Origin of the sequence: Streptomyces sp. NBC_00513 (assembly GCF_041431415.1) — a bacterium.
Taxonomy (GTDB): Bacteria; Actinomycetota; Actinomycetes; order Streptomycetales; family Streptomycetaceae; genus Streptomyces.
This window is the reverse complement of sequence record NZ_CP107845.1, coordinates 6,914,925-6,930,526: the sequence shown is the minus strand read 5'-3', so window position 1 is coordinate 6,930,526 and position 15,602 is coordinate 6,914,925. Positions and strand designations below refer to the sequence as shown.

Annotated in this window: 15 protein-coding genes; 9 read left to right on the top strand and 6 right to left on the bottom strand. The window is 74.2% G+C overall.

The window, feature by feature from the left end; translation table 11 throughout:
* Window position 1: 1 nt before the first annotated feature.
* Entirely contained in the window at window positions 2–871 is an 870-nt protein-coding gene (locus OHA84_RS31350) for a UbiA family prenyltransferase (protein ID WP_266968574.1), read from the bottom strand.
* A 79-nt stretch (window positions 872–950) separates the two neighbouring features.
* Between OHA84_RS31350 and OHA84_RS31345 the strand changes: the two genes are divergently transcribed.
* Genes OHA84_RS31345 through OHA84_RS31335 form a run of 3 tightly spaced genes read left to right on the top strand, consistent with a single transcriptional unit; the run spans window position 951 to window position 3,587 of the window.
* Window positions 951–2,012 carry a type III polyketide synthase gene (locus tag OHA84_RS31345; RefSeq protein ID WP_266968576.1) on the top strand — a complete coding sequence of 354 codons (1,062 nt, stop codon included), beginning with the start codon at window positions 951–953 and terminating at the stop codon, window positions 2,010–2,012.
* Window positions 2,013–2,025: 13 nt separating this feature from the next.
* The gene (locus OHA84_RS31340) at window positions 2,026–2,565 is read left to right on the top strand and encodes an isoprenylcysteine carboxyl methyltransferase family protein (protein ID WP_266973883.1); all 540 of its coding nucleotides are present in this window, start codon (window positions 2,026–2,028) and stop codon (window positions 2,563–2,565) included.
* Complete coding sequence (locus OHA84_RS31335) at window positions 2,562–3,587, top strand: NAD(P)/FAD-dependent oxidoreductase (protein ID WP_266953191.1); 1,026 nt, start codon at window positions 2,562–2,564, stop codon at window positions 3,585–3,587. Before OHA84_RS31340 ends, OHA84_RS31335 begins: the two co-directional genes overlap by 4 nt.
* A gap of 68 nt (window positions 3,588–3,655) precedes the next feature.
* Here the strand turns inward: OHA84_RS31335 and OHA84_RS31330 are convergent, their stop codons facing one another.
* Window positions 3,656–4,609, bottom strand: a complete 954-nt coding sequence (locus tag OHA84_RS31330) for a hypothetical protein (RefSeq protein WP_266968578.1) — start codon at window positions 4,607–4,609, stop codon at window positions 3,656–3,658.
* A gap of 183 nt (window positions 4,610–4,792) precedes the next feature.
* On the opposite strand from OHA84_RS31330, the gene OHA84_RS31325 reads away from it, so the two are divergent.
* The 4 genes from OHA84_RS31325 (at window position 4,793) to OHA84_RS31310 (ending at window position 7,297) form a co-directional block, all read left to right on the top strand.
* Window positions 4,793–5,110: a hypothetical protein gene (locus tag OHA84_RS31325; protein ID WP_266953185.1), complete on the top strand. Its 318-nt coding sequence runs from the start codon at window positions 4,793–4,795 to the stop codon at window positions 5,108–5,110.
* 90 nt (window positions 5,111–5,200) lie between these two features.
* Window positions 5,201–5,389, top strand: a complete 189-nt coding sequence (locus OHA84_RS31320; protein ID WP_266953183.1) for a DUF6381 family protein — start codon at window positions 5,201–5,203, stop codon at window positions 5,387–5,389.
* A 16-nt stretch (window positions 5,390–5,405) separates the two neighbouring features.
* Window positions 5,406–5,918 carry a DUF664 domain-containing protein gene (locus OHA84_RS31315; RefSeq protein WP_266953181.1) on the top strand — a complete coding sequence of 171 codons (513 nt, stop codon included), beginning with the start codon at window positions 5,406–5,408 and terminating at the stop codon, window positions 5,916–5,918.
* 218 nt (window positions 5,919–6,136) lie between these two features.
* On the top strand, window positions 6,137–7,297 hold the full coding sequence (locus tag OHA84_RS31310; protein WP_266968581.1) for a serine hydrolase: 1,161 nt from the start codon (window positions 6,137–6,139) through the stop codon (window positions 7,295–7,297).
* Between the two features lie 69 nt (window positions 7,298–7,366).
* Here the strand turns inward: OHA84_RS31310 and OHA84_RS31305 are convergent, their stop codons facing one another.
* On the bottom strand, window positions 7,367–8,719 hold the full coding sequence (locus OHA84_RS31305; protein WP_266968583.1) for a M64 family metallopeptidase: 1,353 nt from the start codon (window positions 8,717–8,719) through the stop codon (window positions 7,367–7,369).
* Between the two features lie 132 nt (window positions 8,720–8,851).
* Here OHA84_RS31305 and OHA84_RS31300 point away from each other — a divergent pair, with 132 nt between their 5' ends.
* Complete coding sequence (locus OHA84_RS31300; RefSeq protein ID WP_266968586.1) at window positions 8,852–10,201, top strand: helix-turn-helix transcriptional regulator; 1,350 nt, start codon at window positions 8,852–8,854, stop codon at window positions 10,199–10,201.
* A 10-nt stretch (window positions 10,202–10,211) separates the two neighbouring features.
* On the opposite strand, the gene OHA84_RS31295 is transcribed toward OHA84_RS31300, so the two are convergent.
* Together OHA84_RS31295 and OHA84_RS31290 are read right to left on the bottom strand one after the other, a co-directional pair.
* Window positions 10,212–10,745, bottom strand: a complete 534-nt coding sequence (locus tag OHA84_RS31295) for a putative immunity protein (protein WP_266953173.1) — start codon at window positions 10,743–10,745, stop codon at window positions 10,212–10,214.
* Between the two features lie 38 nt (window positions 10,746–10,783).
* Complete coding sequence (locus OHA84_RS31290) at window positions 10,784–11,698, bottom strand: LysR family transcriptional regulator (protein WP_266968588.1); 915 nt, start codon at window positions 11,696–11,698, stop codon at window positions 10,784–10,786.
* Between the two features lie 248 nt (window positions 11,699–11,946).
* Here OHA84_RS31290 and OHA84_RS31285 point away from each other — a divergent pair, with 248 nt between their 5' ends.
* Window positions 11,947–12,501: a DUF6817 domain-containing protein gene (locus OHA84_RS31285; RefSeq protein ID WP_266968590.1), complete on the top strand. Its 555-nt coding sequence runs from the start codon at window positions 11,947–11,949 to the stop codon at window positions 12,499–12,501.
* Between the two features lie 50 nt (window positions 12,502–12,551).
* On the opposite strand, the gene OHA84_RS31280 is transcribed toward OHA84_RS31285, so the two are convergent.
* Complete coding sequence (locus OHA84_RS31280; protein ID WP_266968592.1) at window positions 12,552–15,515, bottom strand: TIM-barrel domain-containing protein; 2,964 nt, start codon at window positions 15,513–15,515, stop codon at window positions 12,552–12,554.
* Window positions 15,516–15,602: the final 87 nt, after the last annotated feature.

Here is a 15,602-nt window from a genome sequence, read left to right as displayed (position 1 = left end):
TTCAGCCGAGGCCGGCGCCCCGCACCAACAGCAGCGCCACGTCGGCGGCGGCGACCGCCAGCGCGCCGAGGAACGGCCCGCGGCCGCGGGCCCGGCAGGTGCCGGCCACCAGCAGGCCGGTGAGCGCGAGCAGCCCCCAGCCGTACGCGCTCACCGGTCCCGGCGGGCCGGTGACCAGGGCCGCGGTCGAGCCGAGCAGGAGCAGGCCGGCGACCGCGGCCGAACCGCGGGCGCCGAGCCGCTGGGGCAGTCCGGTGACGCCGGTGGCGAGGTCGTCGGCGATGTCGGGCAGCACGTTCGCGAAGTGCGCCCCGGCGCCGAGCAGCGCGGCGGCGGCGGTGAGCCAGGCCGGCGGCCACGGTGATCCGGGCAGGCCGAGCGTGACGAAGGCCGGGAGCAGGCCGAAGGCGAGGGCGTACGGCGCCCAGGACACGACCGTGCTCTTGAGCCGCAGGTTGTAGCCCCAGGCGGCCACGACCGCGACCAGGTGCACGACGCCGGCGAGCGGACCCGAGGCCAGGGACAACGGAACGCACACCAGCAGCGCCACGAACGCGGCGACGGCCACCGAGGCGGGCCGCACGGAGCCCGCGACCAGCGGCTTGTCCCGCCGCCCCGTGGTCAGGTCGCGGCGCAGGTCGGCGCGGTCGTTGCTCCAGCCCACGGAGAGTTGGCCCGCCGCGACCGCCCCGGCGGCGGCGGCGCAGCCGGCGGGTCCCCGACCGGCGGCCAGGGCGAGGGCGGCCGTGAAGAGGGTCACGGCGGCCGCCGGCACGGGGTGGCAGGCCGCCAGGAGACCGGCCGTCCGGGCTCCGGAGCGGGGCCGCACGGGGGCGTGTACGGCGGGCGGGGTGTGTCGGGTGACGGGCACGACGACACGCTATGCGGCGACGGCACGCCCGGTTCGCCTGATTCCTCACGAAGTGTCAGTTGTTCCCTATGTTGGGTCAATGACACGTGTCCTGGCAGTGAGCAGCGTGTTCCCGCCGCACCGGTACCGGCAGTCGGAGATCACCGAGGCCCTGGCCCGCTTCCTTCCGCCGGGCGCGGACACGGCGCTGCTGCGCCGCGTCCACGAGTCGGTCCGGGTGGACAGCCGCCATCTGGCGCTCCCCCTGGAGCGCTACGGTCCGTCCAACGACTTCGGCACCACGAACGCCGCCTTCGTCGTCGCCGCGCTCGAACTCGGCACGCGCGCCCTCGAACTCGCCCTCACCGAAGGCGGTCTACCGGCGGGTGACATCGATCTGGTGATGTCCACGACGGTGACCGGGCTGGCGACGCCCTCACTGGAGGCCCGGATCGCCGGCCGGAGCGGGCTGCGTCCCGACGTGAAACGGATGCCGCTGTTCGGCCTGGGCTGCGCGGCGGGCGCCGCCGGGCTCGGCCACCTGCACGACCAACTGACCGGCCGGCCCGGCGACGCGGGCGTGTTGCTGTCGACCGAGCTGTGCTCCCTCACCCTCCAGCCCACCGACACCTCGATGGCGAACCTCGTGGCGGGGGCCCTCTTCGGGGACGGCGCCGGGGCGTTGCTGGCGGTGGGCCGCGACCATCCGCTGCACGAGACCGGCTCCGGTCCCGCGGTGGTGGCCTCCCGCAGCCGGCTGTATCCGGGGACCGAGGACCTGCTGGGCTGGGACATCGGCCACTGGGGCTTTCGCATGGTGCTGGGGCGGGAACTCCCCGATCTGGTCCGGCTGCACGTGGTGGAGGAGGTCGAGACCTTCCTCGCCGGGCACGACCTGAAGCCGTCCGACGTCGACGCCTGGATCTGCCACCCCGGAGGTCCGAGGATCCTCGACGTGCTCGCCGAGACGCTGGGCCTGCCGGACGCCGCCCTCGCGGCGAGCCGGGGGTCACTGGCCGAGGCGGGCAACCTCTCCTCCGCCTCGGTCCTGCACATCCTCGGCGGGATCCAGGCCGCCGGGCCGCCCCCGCCGGGATCCACCGGGCTCATGATCGCCTTCGGCCCGGGCTTCGCCTCCGAACTCGTCCTCCTGCGTTGGTGATCCCCTCATGTCGATGAACCTGTACCTGCTGATCCTCGCCCTGGTCGCCGTCGAACGGCTCGCCGAGCTGCTCGTGGCCCGGCGCAACGCCGCCTGGAGCCTGGCGCGCGGCGCCCGGGAGTACGGCGGCGGCCACTATCCGGCCATGGTCGCCCTGCACACCGCACTGCTGGTGGGGTGCGCGGTCGAACCGTGGGCGGCCGACCGGCCGTTCCTGCCCGCGGTGGGCTGGCCGGCGCTCGCACTGGCGGTGGCCGCGCAGGGGCTGCGCTGGTGGTGCATCGCCACGCTCGGCCCCCGCTGGAACACCCGGGTGCTCGTCGTGCCCGGCCTGCCCCTGGTCGCGGCGGGGCCGTACCGGGTGCTGAGCCACCCCAACTACGTGGCCGTGGTGGTCGAGGGGCTCGCGCTGCCGCTCGTGCACTCCGCCTGGCTGACGGCTGCCGGTTTCACCGTGCTCAACGCGCTGTTGCTGCGGGTGCGGATCCGCTGCGAGGACACGGCGCTCACCCGGGCCCGTACGACGACCCCGCTCGTGGGCTCCGCGTCGTGATCGACCTGCTCGTGGCGGGCGGCGGTCCGGCCGGGCTGGCGACGGCCATCCACGGGGCCCTGGCCGGGCTGGAGGTGGTGGTGCTGGAGCCCCGGCCCACACCGATCGACAAGGCCTGCGGGGAGGGGCTGATGCCCACCGCCGTGCGGCGGCTGGAGGAGCTGGGCGTACCGGTGGCGGGCCGCCCGTTCCGGGGGATCCGGTACGTGGACGGCGTCAGCGGGCTCCGTGCGGAGGGGCTGTTCCGCGCCGGCCCCGGGCGCGGGGCCCGGCGTACCGACCTCCAGGCGGCCCTCGCCGAACGGGCCGCCGCCCTGGGCGTGCGGGTGCTCCCCCGGCGGGTGGCCGAGGTGCGTCAGGACGAACACCGGGTCAGCGCGGCGGGGCTGACCGCCCGCTACCTGGTGGCCGCCGACGGACTGCACTCGCCCGTCCGGCGCGGGCTGGGCCTGTCCGCGCCGGTCGTGCCCGGTCGGCCGGTCCGGTACGGGCTGCGGCGCCACTACGCGGTGGAGCCGTGGAGCGACCTGGTGGAGGTGCACTGGTCGGCCCGGTCCGAGGCGTACGTGACCCCGCTGGGGCCCGACCGGGTGGGGGTGGCGGTACTGACCTCGGAGCAGGCGCCGTTCGACGTCCAGCTGGCGCGGTTCCCGGTCCTGTCGGCGCGGTTGCCGCGGGCGCCCGAGGCTCCGGTCCGGGGGGCGGGGCCGTTGCGGCAGGGCGCCGTCACCCGGGTCGCGGGGCGGGTGCTCTTCGTCGGGGACGCCGCCGGGTACGTGGACGCGCTCACCGGGGAGGGGCTCACGCTGGCGGTGACGGCGGCGGGGGAACTCGTACGGTGCGTGTCCGCCGGCCGGCCGCAGGAGTACGAGCGGGCCTGGCGGGAGCTGTCGCGGAGCTATCGCGCGCTGACCGGGTCCCTGGTGTGGGCCCGGGCGCGGCCGGGGCTGGCCCGGCGGATCGTGCCCCTGGCCGCCCGCCTGCCCGGGGTGTTCGCCCGCGGGGTGAACCTGCTCGCGTAGGCCGGGCCGGGGGCCGGGCACGCGGGAGGGGCCCCGGCGGTGGTCCGCCGGGGCCCCGTTTCCTCGGGTCAGACCCGGTCGACCCGCTTGGGCCGGTACATCAGCGCCACGCCCGCGAGCACCGCGCCGGCGCCCGCGCAGAGCACCGTGGTGACACCCGCCCAGGCGTGCGGGCCACCCAGCGAGCCCTCCAGCGGGTCGACGAGCGCGATGCCCGCGACCACGTGCAGCGCCACGACCGCGAGGGCCGTCACGGCCCCGGTCCGCCACACCGCCGGCGTGTCACGCGCCATCAGCAGTCCACCGGCCACCAGGCACAGGAACGCGACCGCGAGGGGCGGTACGTCGACCGGTCCGAGGACGGACAGGGCGGCCGGGTCCCCCGGCAGGTGCAGCACGCCGCACAGGAGCAGCGCGGCGGCCACCGGCCAGCGCAGCACGTGGCGCAGCGCGCCCCCGGCGCGCGGGGCGGGGGGCCGGGGTTCGGGCCGGGTCACCGGCGGCCCTTCCCGGTGCGGCTCCGCATGGTGGTCGACCGGAGGGTGGTCGGCCGGGGGGTCGGCGTGCGGCCGGGGGCCGGCCGAGGCCTCGGCCCGGTCGGTGTCGAGGTAGCCGGCCAGCAGGGCCACGTCCTCGATGGACCGGCCGACGGCGGCGGCGCGCAGCGTGACATCGGCGTCGCCGTCGCCGTGCGGGGGTTCGCCGAGCAGGGCGACCATCCGCCCGACCTCGTCGACCGGCCGGGAGACGGCGGCCGCCCGGAGTGCCGCGTGTCCGACGTCGGGTTGCTGTCCGGTCCGCTTCAGGAGGCTCACCAGTGCGGTGACCTCCTCCACCGGCCTGCACGTCGCCGCCGTCTCCAGCAGGGTCTGTACGGGTTCCGTGTGCGGCTCCTCGGCGGGGACGGCCGGGGCGGGTGGGGGGTGTCCGGGACCGGTCGGGTCGTCGTGCCGGTCCTGGGGGTCGGGGATCTCGTGACGGTCTTCGGGGTCGGTCGCCGCGAGGGGTATGGGGTCATTCATGGAAAGCTCCGTTCGCCGACACACGGGTCTACACATCGCGCGCCGGTCATCGTGCGTCATGGGAAGCGCACGCTTGGTCACATTCAGCGGCACATCGGCGCACTGCGCCATTCGGGGCGGGCAAACGGGGGGCCGGCGCGCCGGTGACGATTCCCCCGGCGAGTCGCGGGCAAGCGCTGTGACATGACCGTCTACGTCGTCACCATTCCCGGCACCCTGCTCACGGAGCTGTCGCCCGAGGCCCGCACGCAACTGGTGCGCGCGCTGCGACCGGCGGATCCGCGCGGCACCGATCTCGGCGTCAAGGAGGATCTGGACATCCTGTCGTTCTACTCGGGCTCGTCCGCGTTCAGCCTGCACCTGGAGGTCGAGGCCGCCACGACCAAGGAGGCCCAGGCCGCGGCCCGTGAGCTCGCCTCGTCGGCGCTGAGCGGAGTCGGCCTGAACCAGGAGACCGCGCCGTTGGGCGATCCCGTGATCACCGGCATCGCGGGCGAGTAGAACGGCGCCGCGACCCTTCGAGATGCGTGCGCGCCGGACTGCTGATTGCCTGGTGGCGCCCGCTCTCCCCCACGGAGTCAAGGAGCGATCATGAGCGTTGCAGGCGAGTCCGGCCGGTCCCGGCAGTTGCGGGACAAGGCCCAGGAGATGAAGGCGGCGGCCGAGAAGTCGACCGACCCCCAGGAGCGCACGCGCCTCCAGGACAAGGCGCGTCGGCTCCAGGAGCAGAGCGAGATGGAGGGTCGCATGATGGACGACCCGGGCATGGACCTCCGCTAGTGGGACGGCTCGCCCCGTGAAGGCGACCGACGTCCTCGTCGACGGGTTCGGGCGCGTCCGGGAGGTGGTCCACGAGGTGGTGGACGGGCTCTCGGCCGATGAGCTGAACGCGCGGGTGGACCCGGCCGCGAACTCCGTCGCGTGGTTGGTCTGGCACCTGACCCGGGTGCAGGACGACCACGTGGCGGACGCGGCGGGCGGGGAACCGGTGTGGCACACGGGCGGCTGGGCGGATCGGTTCGCCCTGCCGCTGCCCGCCGACGCCACCGGCTACGGGCAGAGTCCGAGCCAGGTCGGCAAGGTCCGTGTCGAGTCGGGCGAGGTCCTGTCGGGGTACCACGACGCGGTGCACGAACGGACCCTGAAGTTCGTGCGCTCCCTCGCGGCAGCCGATCTGGACCGGGTCGTCGACGAGGGCTGGAACCCGCCGGTCACCCTGGCGGTGCGGCTCGTCAGCGTGCTCTCCGACGATCTCCAGCACGCCGGCCAGGCCGCGTTCGTCCGCGGTCTGCTGGACCGGCGCGGGTAGCCGACGTCGTGAGGCGGCGCGTCCCGAGTCGGCGCGCCGTGCCGGCCGCCGCCGTCGAGGCGGCCTATCCGCCGGCGGGGTACCCGACGCCGGCGACGGCCCTGGCCACTCTGCTCTCCGACGCCTCCGATGAATCGGCCCCTTCCCGGGAGTCTGAAGGGGGACGGGCCCGCCGCCCGGCGGAGCGGGCGCGCACGACGTACGGGAGAGGTGGAGTCATGGCCGACCTGAGGGACATCCTGGAACCTCATGTGAGCAGCGGTTCCCTGCCCGGGGCGGTGGCCCTGGTGGCCCGTGGCGACCGGGTGGAGGTGGCGGCCGTCGGCGCCGCCGAGGCGGGCGGGAACACCCCGATGGCCAGGGACTCGATCTTCCGCGTCGCCTCGCTGACCAAGCCGGTGACGGCCGCCGCGGTGATGCTGCTGGTCGAGGACGGGCGGCTCGGGCTCACCTCAGCGGTCCGGGAGTGGCTGCCCGAGCTGTCCGCGCCCGTGGTCGTCCGCACTCCGTCGAGCGCGGTGGACGACGTGGTGCCGGCGGCCCGGCCGATCACGGTCGAGGACCTTCTCGCCTTCCGGGCCGGGTACGGGTTCCCGTCGGACTTCACGCTCCCCGCCCTCGCCCCGCTCTTCGGCGAACTGCGGCAGGGGCCGCCCCAACCACAACGGGTCGCCGAGCCGGACGCCTGGATGAAGACCCTCTCCCGGATCCCGCTGCTGCACCAGCCGGGTGAGGCCTGGCTGTACAACACCTGCTCGGACATCCTCGGCGTGCTGATCGCCCGGGCCTCGGGGCGGTCGCTGCCGGAGTTCCTCGCCGAGCGGATCTTCGCGCCGCTGGGCATGACCGACACCGGTTTCGCGGTCCCCCCGGCGGACCTCGGGCGGTTCACCGGCTACTACCGGGCGGATCCCGGGACGGGCGGGCTCACCCCGGTGGACGCGCCCGAGGGGCAATGGAGTCGGATGCCCGCCTTCCCTTCGGGCGCCGGCGGGCTGGTCTCCACGGCGGACGACCTGTACGCCTTCGGCCGGATGCTGCTCGCGGACGGCGCGGCCCCCGACGGGAGCCGTCTGCTGTCCCCCGCGTCGGTGCGGGAGATGACCACGGATCGACTGACCCCCGAACAGCGCGCGGCGGGCGCGCTGTTCCTGGAGGGCCAGGGCTGGGGGTTCGGCGGTTCCGTCGATGTCGCCCCGGTCGATCCGTGGAACGTACCGGGGCGCTACGGCTGGGTGGGCGGCACCGGAACCGCCGCGCACGTCGTGCCCGCGACCGGCGCCGTGTCCGTACTGCTGACCCAGCTCGAACTGACCGGACCGACCCCGCCCCCGCTGATGCGCGCGTTCTGGACGTACGCGAGCGGGGACCGGGGCTGAGCGACGCGCCGGCCTCCTCGTGTCCTTCGAGAGGCCGGCGCGGGCCGGTGGCGGACAGCCGGGTTCCACTCAGCGGCGGACGTGCCAGTCGACCGTGGTGCGCAGGGTGCGGGCGATCTTCGGGTCGCGGACCGAGGGGGTGCGGTCCTCGACCCTGACGGACAGGGTCCGGGTCCGCGTGCCGAAGAGGAACAGGTCCGAGACGCGCACCTCGGTCCGGCCGGCGAACCGCTTCAGCTCGCGCCCGTCCAGGTACCAACGCACCACGAGCTGCCGTCCGTCCGGCGCCGCCAGCCGGGGCACCGCCGCCCTCGCCTTGTCGCGCGACCGGAGGGTGCGGTCGGTGGGGGTGAGCGGGGTGACGGTGTTCGCGTGGCGGTGGAAGCCGGCGATCATCGCCTCGACGCCGGGGAGGTTGAAGGGTTTGTCCAGGACCCGCATGAGCGAGTTGTCGGTGGGTCGGTTCAGCCCGGTGACGTAGTAGCCGCCGCCCTCGTACGCCCCGACCTTGCCGCCGTCGGGAGACTCCTCACCGAGCCATCGGTACCACTTGGCGCGGGTCCGGGCCATCCGGTCGGCGCTCAGCGTGGAGGTGTTGGAGTCCGAGGGCTCGGGGCCGGTGTACTTCTCGTAGTCCGGGGAGCCCGGGTAGAAGTACTCGTCGGCGAGCTTGCCGAGGGAGTGCCCGGTCTCGTGGATGGCGACCTGGCCGGACTTGGCGTTTCCGGCCGAGGCGGTGGATATGCCCTCGTAGCCGAGAGTGGGGCTGGGTTCGTTGTAGCCCGCCCCGCCGTACTTGGAGCTGTTGCCGAGGACGATCACCAGGTCGGCGGCGGGAGCCTTCGCCACGTAGGTGTCCACCTTGGGCTGGTCGACGCAGAGCAGCCGTTCGATGTCCTCGCACCAGAAGTAGGACCCGAGCGCGGTGTCGCGGACGGTGGCCGGGTCGGGGTCGCCCGACACCCCGGACTCGCGGGACACGGCGTCGACGGTCCAGACGTTGAAGAGGGAGCGGTACGTCGCGTAGGGCTCGACGGCCGCGATCTCGTCCCATTTGCGGCGGGCGTCCTCGTGGAACCGGTCGAGTTCGGCGGTGGTGTAGCCGTCGCCGACGACGACCACGTCGAGACGGTCGGCCGTGGGGCCGTTGTCGACGAGTGCGGTGACCTCGCCGTCGGCTTCCCGTTCGGCGGCGGAGAGCCGGGGCGCGGCCTTCGCTCGCCCGGCGACCGGTACCCGTACGTGGCCCGACCCCGCGATCCGGCTCTCTTCCGGGCCGGGTATCTCGATCTCCACGCCGGTGCCCGCGGCGATGGACACCGGAGCGGGTGTCGGTGCGGCGGCGGCTCCGGCGGGTACCGCGGCGAACAGCACCGCGGTCGCCCCGGCCGCGGCGACGACCAACCGAACGGTTGAGTTCAAGGGGTCCCCCTCGGAGTTGAGTGCGTTGATAATCAGACTTAACTGGTTGCTTAACCTAGGGGCGCGCAAGGGGCATGCGCAATGGACTACTCCGGCCGGATGTCGGAGAGTTCACGTGAACAGGGGGAAGACATGGACGAACAGGCCTTGATCGGCAGCCGGGTTCATCGGCTGCGTACCGAACGCGGTCTGACCCAGCGACAGTTGGCCGAGCCCGCGTACACCCCGGCCTACATCTCCACCCTGGAGTCGGGCCGGGTCCGCCCCTCCGAGGCCGCACTGCGCCACCTCGCGGAGCGGCTCGGCACCTCCTACGAGGAACTGGCGACGGGCCGCCCGCCACACCTGGCGACGGAACTGCGGCTGGCCCTGACCGACGCCCAGCGGGCATTGGCCACGGGCGCCGCGGACGAGGCCGCCGCCCATTACCGGCGCCTGCTCGCCGACGCGGAGCTCCTCGACCTCACGCCCGAGCGGGCCGAGGCCCTGCTCGGTCTCGGCGACTGCGCCCTGGAATCCGGTGAACTGTCCTGCGCGACCGAACATTTCGAGGCGGCCGAGCGGCTCCTCGCGGCCGAGCCGCTGCCCCGTCGCGCCCGGCCGATCCGCGGCCGGGCCGTCGCACACCTGCTGGCCGGTGAACTGCGGTACGCCTGCTACCTGCTGGAATCGACGATCGACGAGCTGAACGCCGGCGGGTTGGGTGACCCCGAGGCGCTGGTGTTGCTGTACGCGGCGGCGATCGGTCCGTACATCGACATGGGCGCCCACGCGCGGGCCGCCCGTGCCGCCGAACTCGCCCTGGCGCTGGCCCCGCACGTGCAGGACCCGGCTCTGGTCGCGGGCATGCATCGACAGGTCGCCCGCACGTTCCTCGCCGAGGGACGGGTGGCCGACGCCGACGCGTCACTGGCCAAGGCCCAGGCGGTCTACCGGCAGTTGCGGATGCGCACCGACCTGGCGCACTGCCACTGGATGCGCGGCTACGTCCAGGCCCAGAACGGCGAACTGAACGCGGCCGAGGTCGAGTTGCGCACCGCCCGGGAGATGCTCTCGGCCAAGCGTGCCGCCCTGTACACCGCCCAGGTCGAGGTCGAGCTGGCCGATGTGCTGCGCCGGCTCGGCCGTCACGACGAGGCCGCCGGGCTGCTCTCGGCCGTGCTGGAGCTGGGCGACAGTCACGGCGCGGTCCACGCGGGCGGCGCGCACCGGCTGCTCGGGCTCATCGCGGAGGAGCGCGGGGAGATAGAGTCCGCGGAGGAGCACTACGTGCAGGCGCTGGCCCTGTTGGAACGCAGCGGGGCGACCGGGGACCTCGCCGACCTGTGCCGACTGCTCGGCGACCTGTTGCGCCGTACGGGCCGGATCGAGGCCGCCCTCGACGCGTACCGGACGGGCCTGGGCCACCGCGCCTCCCCGGGCACCACCACGCTGGGTCCCGCGCCGACGGGCCTGACCTCCGCTCCCCCGCGGGCCGGGTGAGCGCCCGGCCTCAGGTGCGCAGCACTGCGTCGAGAGCGCGGATGTGTTCTCCCACGCGTCCCCCTCCGGAAGGTGCGGCGGGCAGCCGGCCGAGTACCGCGCCGACGGCCGCCGGTGCGTGGTGGCGCGCCCATTCGAGGGTGCCCCCGGTGACCCGTCCGTCCTCCCCGCTCTCCAGCTCCTCCGCCCGCGCCGCGTGGGCCGCCGCGCCGAGGATGTGCTTCACCTGGTGGGCGCTCGCCTTGGGGTGGAGGAAAGCGGCGGCAGCGGCGTGACTCGCCGCCCGCGCCGCGTCCGCCGCCGCGGGTGAACCGGCCTCGCCCGCCGCCTTGTAGGCCGCCCATGCGCTCTGCCGCAGGGCGGTCGTGCGCCGGCCGCCCGCGGCGAACTCGTCCGCCGCGTCGATGGCTTCGCGGGGACGAGGGTCGGCGGAAGGGTCCTGTTCGAAGATCGGCAGCGCCCTGCGGGCACACGCCGCCGCGTAGCCCGTGATCTCACGAAGTTCGTCTTCGCCCAGTTCGATCGTGTCCGACTCGGTTGGCATGCGCCAATCATGCCGCAGGTCCCGATGAGCCGCCCGCGTCAGCCACTTCGGCCGGCCCGACGCCCGGTGCGGCTTCGGGCGACCTCCTCGGCGAAGATCCGGGCGGGCGGGGCCAGGGTGCTCCAGCGTCGGACGGCCCAGCCGACGGGCAGGGCCGGCAGGGCGGGCACCGGAACCAGGCGCAGCGGCCCTTCGGCGCCGGGGACGGACCAGCCGGGCAGGGCGGGTACGACGGCGTGGCCGAGGCCGAGTTCGGCGAGCAGGAGGGCGGTGTCCCAGTCGGCGACGCTGGTGTCGGAGCGGTCGATCCGTACTCCGGCGGCGGCCAGGGCGGCGTCGAGGTGGGCGCGGGACGTGGAGTTCTCCGGGAGCCGGATGTGGCGGATCCCGGCAAGGTCCGCGGGCTCGATGTGGGATCGGGCGGCGAGGGAGCCGTCGGCGGCGACGGCGAGGACCCAGGGCAGCTCCATCACCGTGCGCTGTTCGACGCCGCGGACCGGGGCGCCGATGGTGATCCAGGCGAGGTCGAGGTCGTCGGCGGCGAGGGCGTCGAAGCAACCGCGGCTGGAGTTCTCCGTCCGGAACTCCAGGCTGACTTCGGGATGGCGGTGGCGGAAGGCGACGATCGCCTCGGCCATGAAGTGCCGGACGGTCGTCGCGCCGGTGGTGACACGGACGGAACCGCCGGTGGCGTGGACGAGGTCGTCGAGCCGGCGCAGGGCCCCGTCGAGGCCGGCCATCCCCTCGGCCGCGGCGGCCCACAGGATGCGTCCGGCCTCGGTGGGCACCACTCCGCGGGCGTGGCGTTCCACCAGGGCCGTGCCGGTCTCCTTCTCCAGCCGGCGTATGTGCTGGCTGACGGCCGACTGGGTGCGGCCGAGGTCGCGTGCGACGGCGCTGAGGCTTCCCGCCCGGCAGACGGCGACGAGGACACGAAGGTCGTCAAGGGTCACGAGCCCCAAGGTACAGCTTGGGGTCTGGGCCTGAATTCGGGGATTGACCTGGGGTGTTCGGCTGCACGACGATCGACGCGGGGCCCGGGCGGCAACCCGGCCCCGCTCACGCCGCGGAGTCCGGACTCCCGGTGGAGGCGGGTCCGGGTGTCGACCCACCCCTGACCGAGCCGTGTCCCGTCGGGCGGGCTCCCCCGCGGTCCACCCACCCCGAGGGCCCGTCCCCGACCGTACGAAGGATGGCCGCGATGTCCGTACCGACCGATGGCCGCGACCCGCGTGCGGCGCACGCCCTCGCCCGACTGCGGGAGCTGGGGGCGGCGGAGCTCGAACATCCCGGTGGCACCCTGCTCGCGCACCTCGTGCGCGTGCGGGACCGGCTCGCGGGGTGGGGCGCTCGGCCCGAACTCCGGCGGGCGGGCCTGTGCCACGCCTTCTACGGCACGGACGGCTTCCCGTCGGGCCTGCTCCCGGTCGAGCGGCGGACCGAACTGGCCGCGGTGATCGGACCCGGGGCCGAGGAACTCGTGTACTTCTACGCGAGCTGTGACCGTGGGGTCTCCCACCCGACGCTCGCGGACGTGTCCGGCCCCTGGCGGGACCGGTTCACCGGGCGGGTGTACTGCCCCGACATCCGGTCCAGGCGGGACTTCGCCGAGCTGAGCGCCGCGAACGAAATCGACCTGGCCGACCACGACCCGGCCTTCCGCGCCGCGCACGGCGCGGCCCTGCGCGGCCTGTTCGAGCGCTGGGCACCGCTGCTCAGCGAGCCGGCCCGCCGCGACTGGGATGCGCTCGCGTAGGTCCGCGCCTGCCCCGGTCGTGCCGGGCAGGCGCGGACGGGGTCGGGGCGTCAGGGCCGGCGCCGGCCGGATCCGCCGTGGCAGGGGTACGGAGTCGATCGGGTGCCCGGTGCGGTGGCGGCGTGCGGCAGGTCGAGACAGCCCACGGAGACCGCGTCGGCGGGGGTCGCGTTGACGGGGGTCGCATGGCCCGGGAGCGGCGACGCGCGGCCGGTGAGGGTGAGTTCGGCGGCGCTGGTCCAGGGGCCCCGGGCGCCTGCCTCGCCGAGGGCCCTCACCCTGAGGTAGCGGCCGGTCGCGGCGGACAGCGGGATCGACGTGGCTGCCGGGGTGTCGGGGAGGGTGCCGGTGGCGACCGGTGGGCCCCAGCCGGTGGGGCTGTCGGACACGTACACCTCGTAGCGGCCGATCCGGCCGTTGACTCCGCCGTCCTGCCGGGGCAGGTGGCCGAGGGAGTCCAGCGCGTAGCGGGCGCCGAGGTCGATGCCGATCTCGTGCGGGAGCGCGGCCGGGGCGCCGGTGGACCAGGCGGTGTGCCAGATCGTCGCCGGGTCGCCGTCGAAGGCGTTGCGGGCGGCGCCGTTCTCGGCCGCGGTCTCCTGGCTGTCGGTGGAGAGCAGGCTCCAGGCCGACGAGGGGACGGGGGCGGAGTCGGCGGGGACGGGGTCGGCCGGCGGGATGCCGGCGCCGGTGGCCGCGACGGTGAAGGCGCCGGACGTGGTGCCGGTCTTGACCCACAGGACGCCGGACCGGTCGGCCGGGTCGAAGAACCAGCCGGTGGCGGCGGAGTCGTAGGCCTTCTTGGTGGTGAGTCGGTTCGAGGTGGAGCCGTTCACGGTGAGGGCGGTGGGGGCGCGGGACACGTGCAGGGTGAGTTCGTATCCGCGCGAGGCCGGCTTGCCCGCGTAGTCGCCGGTGGGGGCGCCGACCTTGACGGTGATGTCGCCGACGCCGGTGGTGGGCGCGGTGACGTCCACCCGCTGGCGGGCGAAGGCCCCGGACCGGTGGGCGCGGGTGCGGCCGTCGTCCTCGTACAGCTCGAAGGAGGAGGCGCCGCGGGGGTGGATGTCGTAGGTGAGGGTGGAGACGGGCTTCTCGCCCGTGTGGTTCATCTGCGGCCACATCGGCACGATCGCGCCGCCCTTGACGAACAGCGGGAGGGTGTCGAGCGGGGCCCGGTAGCCGTCGAGCCGGCCGGGGCCCGCGTAGGTCTTGCCGGTCCAGTAGTCGGTCCAGGTGCCGGCGGGCAGGTGGATGCCGTCGCGGACGGCGGTGTCGGAGACGACGGGCGCCACGAGGAAGGAGTCGCCCGCCATGAACTGTCCGCTGGTCTGGTTGCCCCGGGCCACCGGGTCGTCGGGGTACTCCAGGACCATGGCGCGGGTGCTGGGGACGCCGCTCTCGTGGGCGACACGGCTCATCGTGTACAGGTAGGGCATCAGCCGCATCTTGAGCTGGAGGTACTTCCGGTTGATGGACAGGTAGGGCTCGGCGAACCGCCAGGGCTGCTTGTCCTGGTAGCCGGCCCGGGGGTTGGTGGCGCCCCACCCCGACATGGTCATGAAGGCGGGGGTGAAGGCCTTCCACTGGAGGTCCCGGACGTAGGTTCGGGGGCTGCCGCCGAAGATGCCGTCGATGTCCCCGGAGGCGTAGTTGAGGCCGGACAGGCCGGCGCCGGTGATGGCGGGGACGTGCCACCGCATGTCGTCCCAGGTGCCGTTGGTGTCCCCGGTCCACACGACGGCGTTGCGCTGGGTACCCGCCCAGCCGTCGACGGTCCAGACGTACCGGCGGGCGTCGGAGTTCTTCTCGATGCCGTCCACCGCCTGTTGGACACCGTCGAAGGCGTACTTGTAGCCGCTGCCGATCCACGCCACGTCGGTCTTCACGCCCCGGCTGCCGGCCGCGGCGACCTCGTCGGCGATGGAACCGAGACCGGTGGAGGTCCACAGGCCCGTCTGGAACCCCTTGGCCTTGAGGGCGTCCACGGTGGACTTCAGGGGCGCGGTGTAGCCGCAGCCGTACCCGTCGTTGGGCAGGAACCAGCCCGAGGGCATGTCGGCGGCTCGGGCGTCGTCGGCGTACCCGACGACGTCGGGGGTGGTCTGGTGTCGGGGACGGCCGTGGTCGCCCTGGTAGTCGGGGTTGGAGGCGTTGAAGCAGTCGGCGTTGCCGAGTTCGAAGCCCCACATCGGCGCCAGGAAGGGCTTTCCGCTGACGTCGGTGTAGGCATCGAGGACGCCCTTGAGGGAATCACCCGCGAAGTACCAGGCGTCGAAGCGGTTCTCGTCGTGGGTGAGGGTGGTGGGTTGGTTGAAGCCGTAGGATCCCGGGGCCCATGTGTTGCGCATGACCCCGTAGTTGTTGGTGGACATGTAGAAGGGGGCCGGGCTGGCGTTGGTGTTCTCGCGCCACTTGTTGTCGACGGCGACGGGCACGGTCTTGCCGCGCAGTGCCCACTCCCCCAGCCGCAGGCCCGTTCCGTAGAACTGTTCGTCGGCTCCGCGGGTCAGGTACTGGGTGGTCCGGCCGCCGGACCAGGAGGTCGGGCGGCTCTCCTCCCAGAGCGGCGTGGAGTCGTGGGCTCGCAGGACGGAGAACCGCAGGGGCGCCTTGTGGACCCGGATGGAGAGGGCTCCGGTGGTGATCCGGTAGTACGTGCCGGCGTCCGCGGAGGAGGAGTCGACGGGGCCGAAGTCGGTGGTGGGCGCGAGGTCCGAGCCGGCCGGGTCGTCGGTGAAGGTCCCGTCCGGGGCGAGCCAGAGCCGGAAGACGTCGGCGCGGGCGACGACCACGCGTGCCTTGGCCCCGCTGGTCGTCGTCACGGTGTAGGTGTTCCCGGAGCGGCTGATGCCGGTGACGTCGCCCGCGGTGTCGGGGGCCGCCGAGGTCGCCGCGGCGGCGGGGCGGGCCATCGGTCCGGCCGCGGCCAGTCCCGCGACGGCGAGGGCGGCGGCGAGCAGTGCCGCCGCGCACCGTCGCCGTGGATTCCTGCTGAAGCGTGTCAGTGTCATGGGCAGCTCCTCGTGCGGTCCGGGCCTCGGACACACCGGCTTGGCATGCTCTCGGCAACATAGCGGCGGATCGGCACCGCCTGAGGG

What these genes read in the sequence shown, in the direction of transcription:
- OHA84_RS31345 (WP_266968576.1), top strand. Translation starts at nt 951, where the DNA reads ATGACACGTGTCCTGGCAGTGAGCAGCGTGTTCCCGCCGCACCGGTAC.
- OHA84_RS31340 (WP_266973883.1), top strand. Translation starts at nt 2,026, where the DNA reads ATGAACCTGTACCTGCTGATCCTCGCCCTGGTCGCCGTCGAACGGCTC.
- OHA84_RS31330 (WP_266968578.1), bottom strand. Translation starts at nt 4,609, where the DNA reads ATGAATGACCCCATACCCCTCGCGGCGACCGACCCCGAAGACCGTCAC.
- OHA84_RS31325 (WP_266953185.1), top strand. Translation starts at nt 4,793, where the DNA reads ATGACCGTCTACGTCGTCACCATTCCCGGCACCCTGCTCACGGAGCTG.
- OHA84_RS31320 (WP_266953183.1), top strand. Translation starts at nt 5,201, where the DNA reads ATGAGCGTTGCAGGCGAGTCCGGCCGGTCCCGGCAGTTGCGGGACAAG.
- OHA84_RS31310 (WP_266968581.1), top strand. Translation starts at nt 6,137, where the DNA reads ATGGCCGACCTGAGGGACATCCTGGAACCTCATGTGAGCAGCGGTTCC.
- OHA84_RS31300 (WP_266968586.1), top strand. Translation starts at nt 8,852, where the DNA reads ATGGACGAACAGGCCTTGATCGGCAGCCGGGTTCATCGGCTGCGTACC.
- OHA84_RS31295 (WP_266953173.1), bottom strand. Translation starts at nt 10,745, where the DNA reads ATGCCAACCGAGTCGGACACGATCGAACTGGGCGAAGACGAACTTCGT.
- OHA84_RS31285 (WP_266968590.1), top strand. Translation starts at nt 11,947, where the DNA reads ATGTCCGTACCGACCGATGGCCGCGACCCGCGTGCGGCGCACGCCCTC.
- OHA84_RS31280 (WP_266968592.1), bottom strand. Translation starts at nt 15,515, where the DNA reads ATGACACTGACACGCTTCAGCAGGAATCCACGGCGACGGTGCGCGGCG.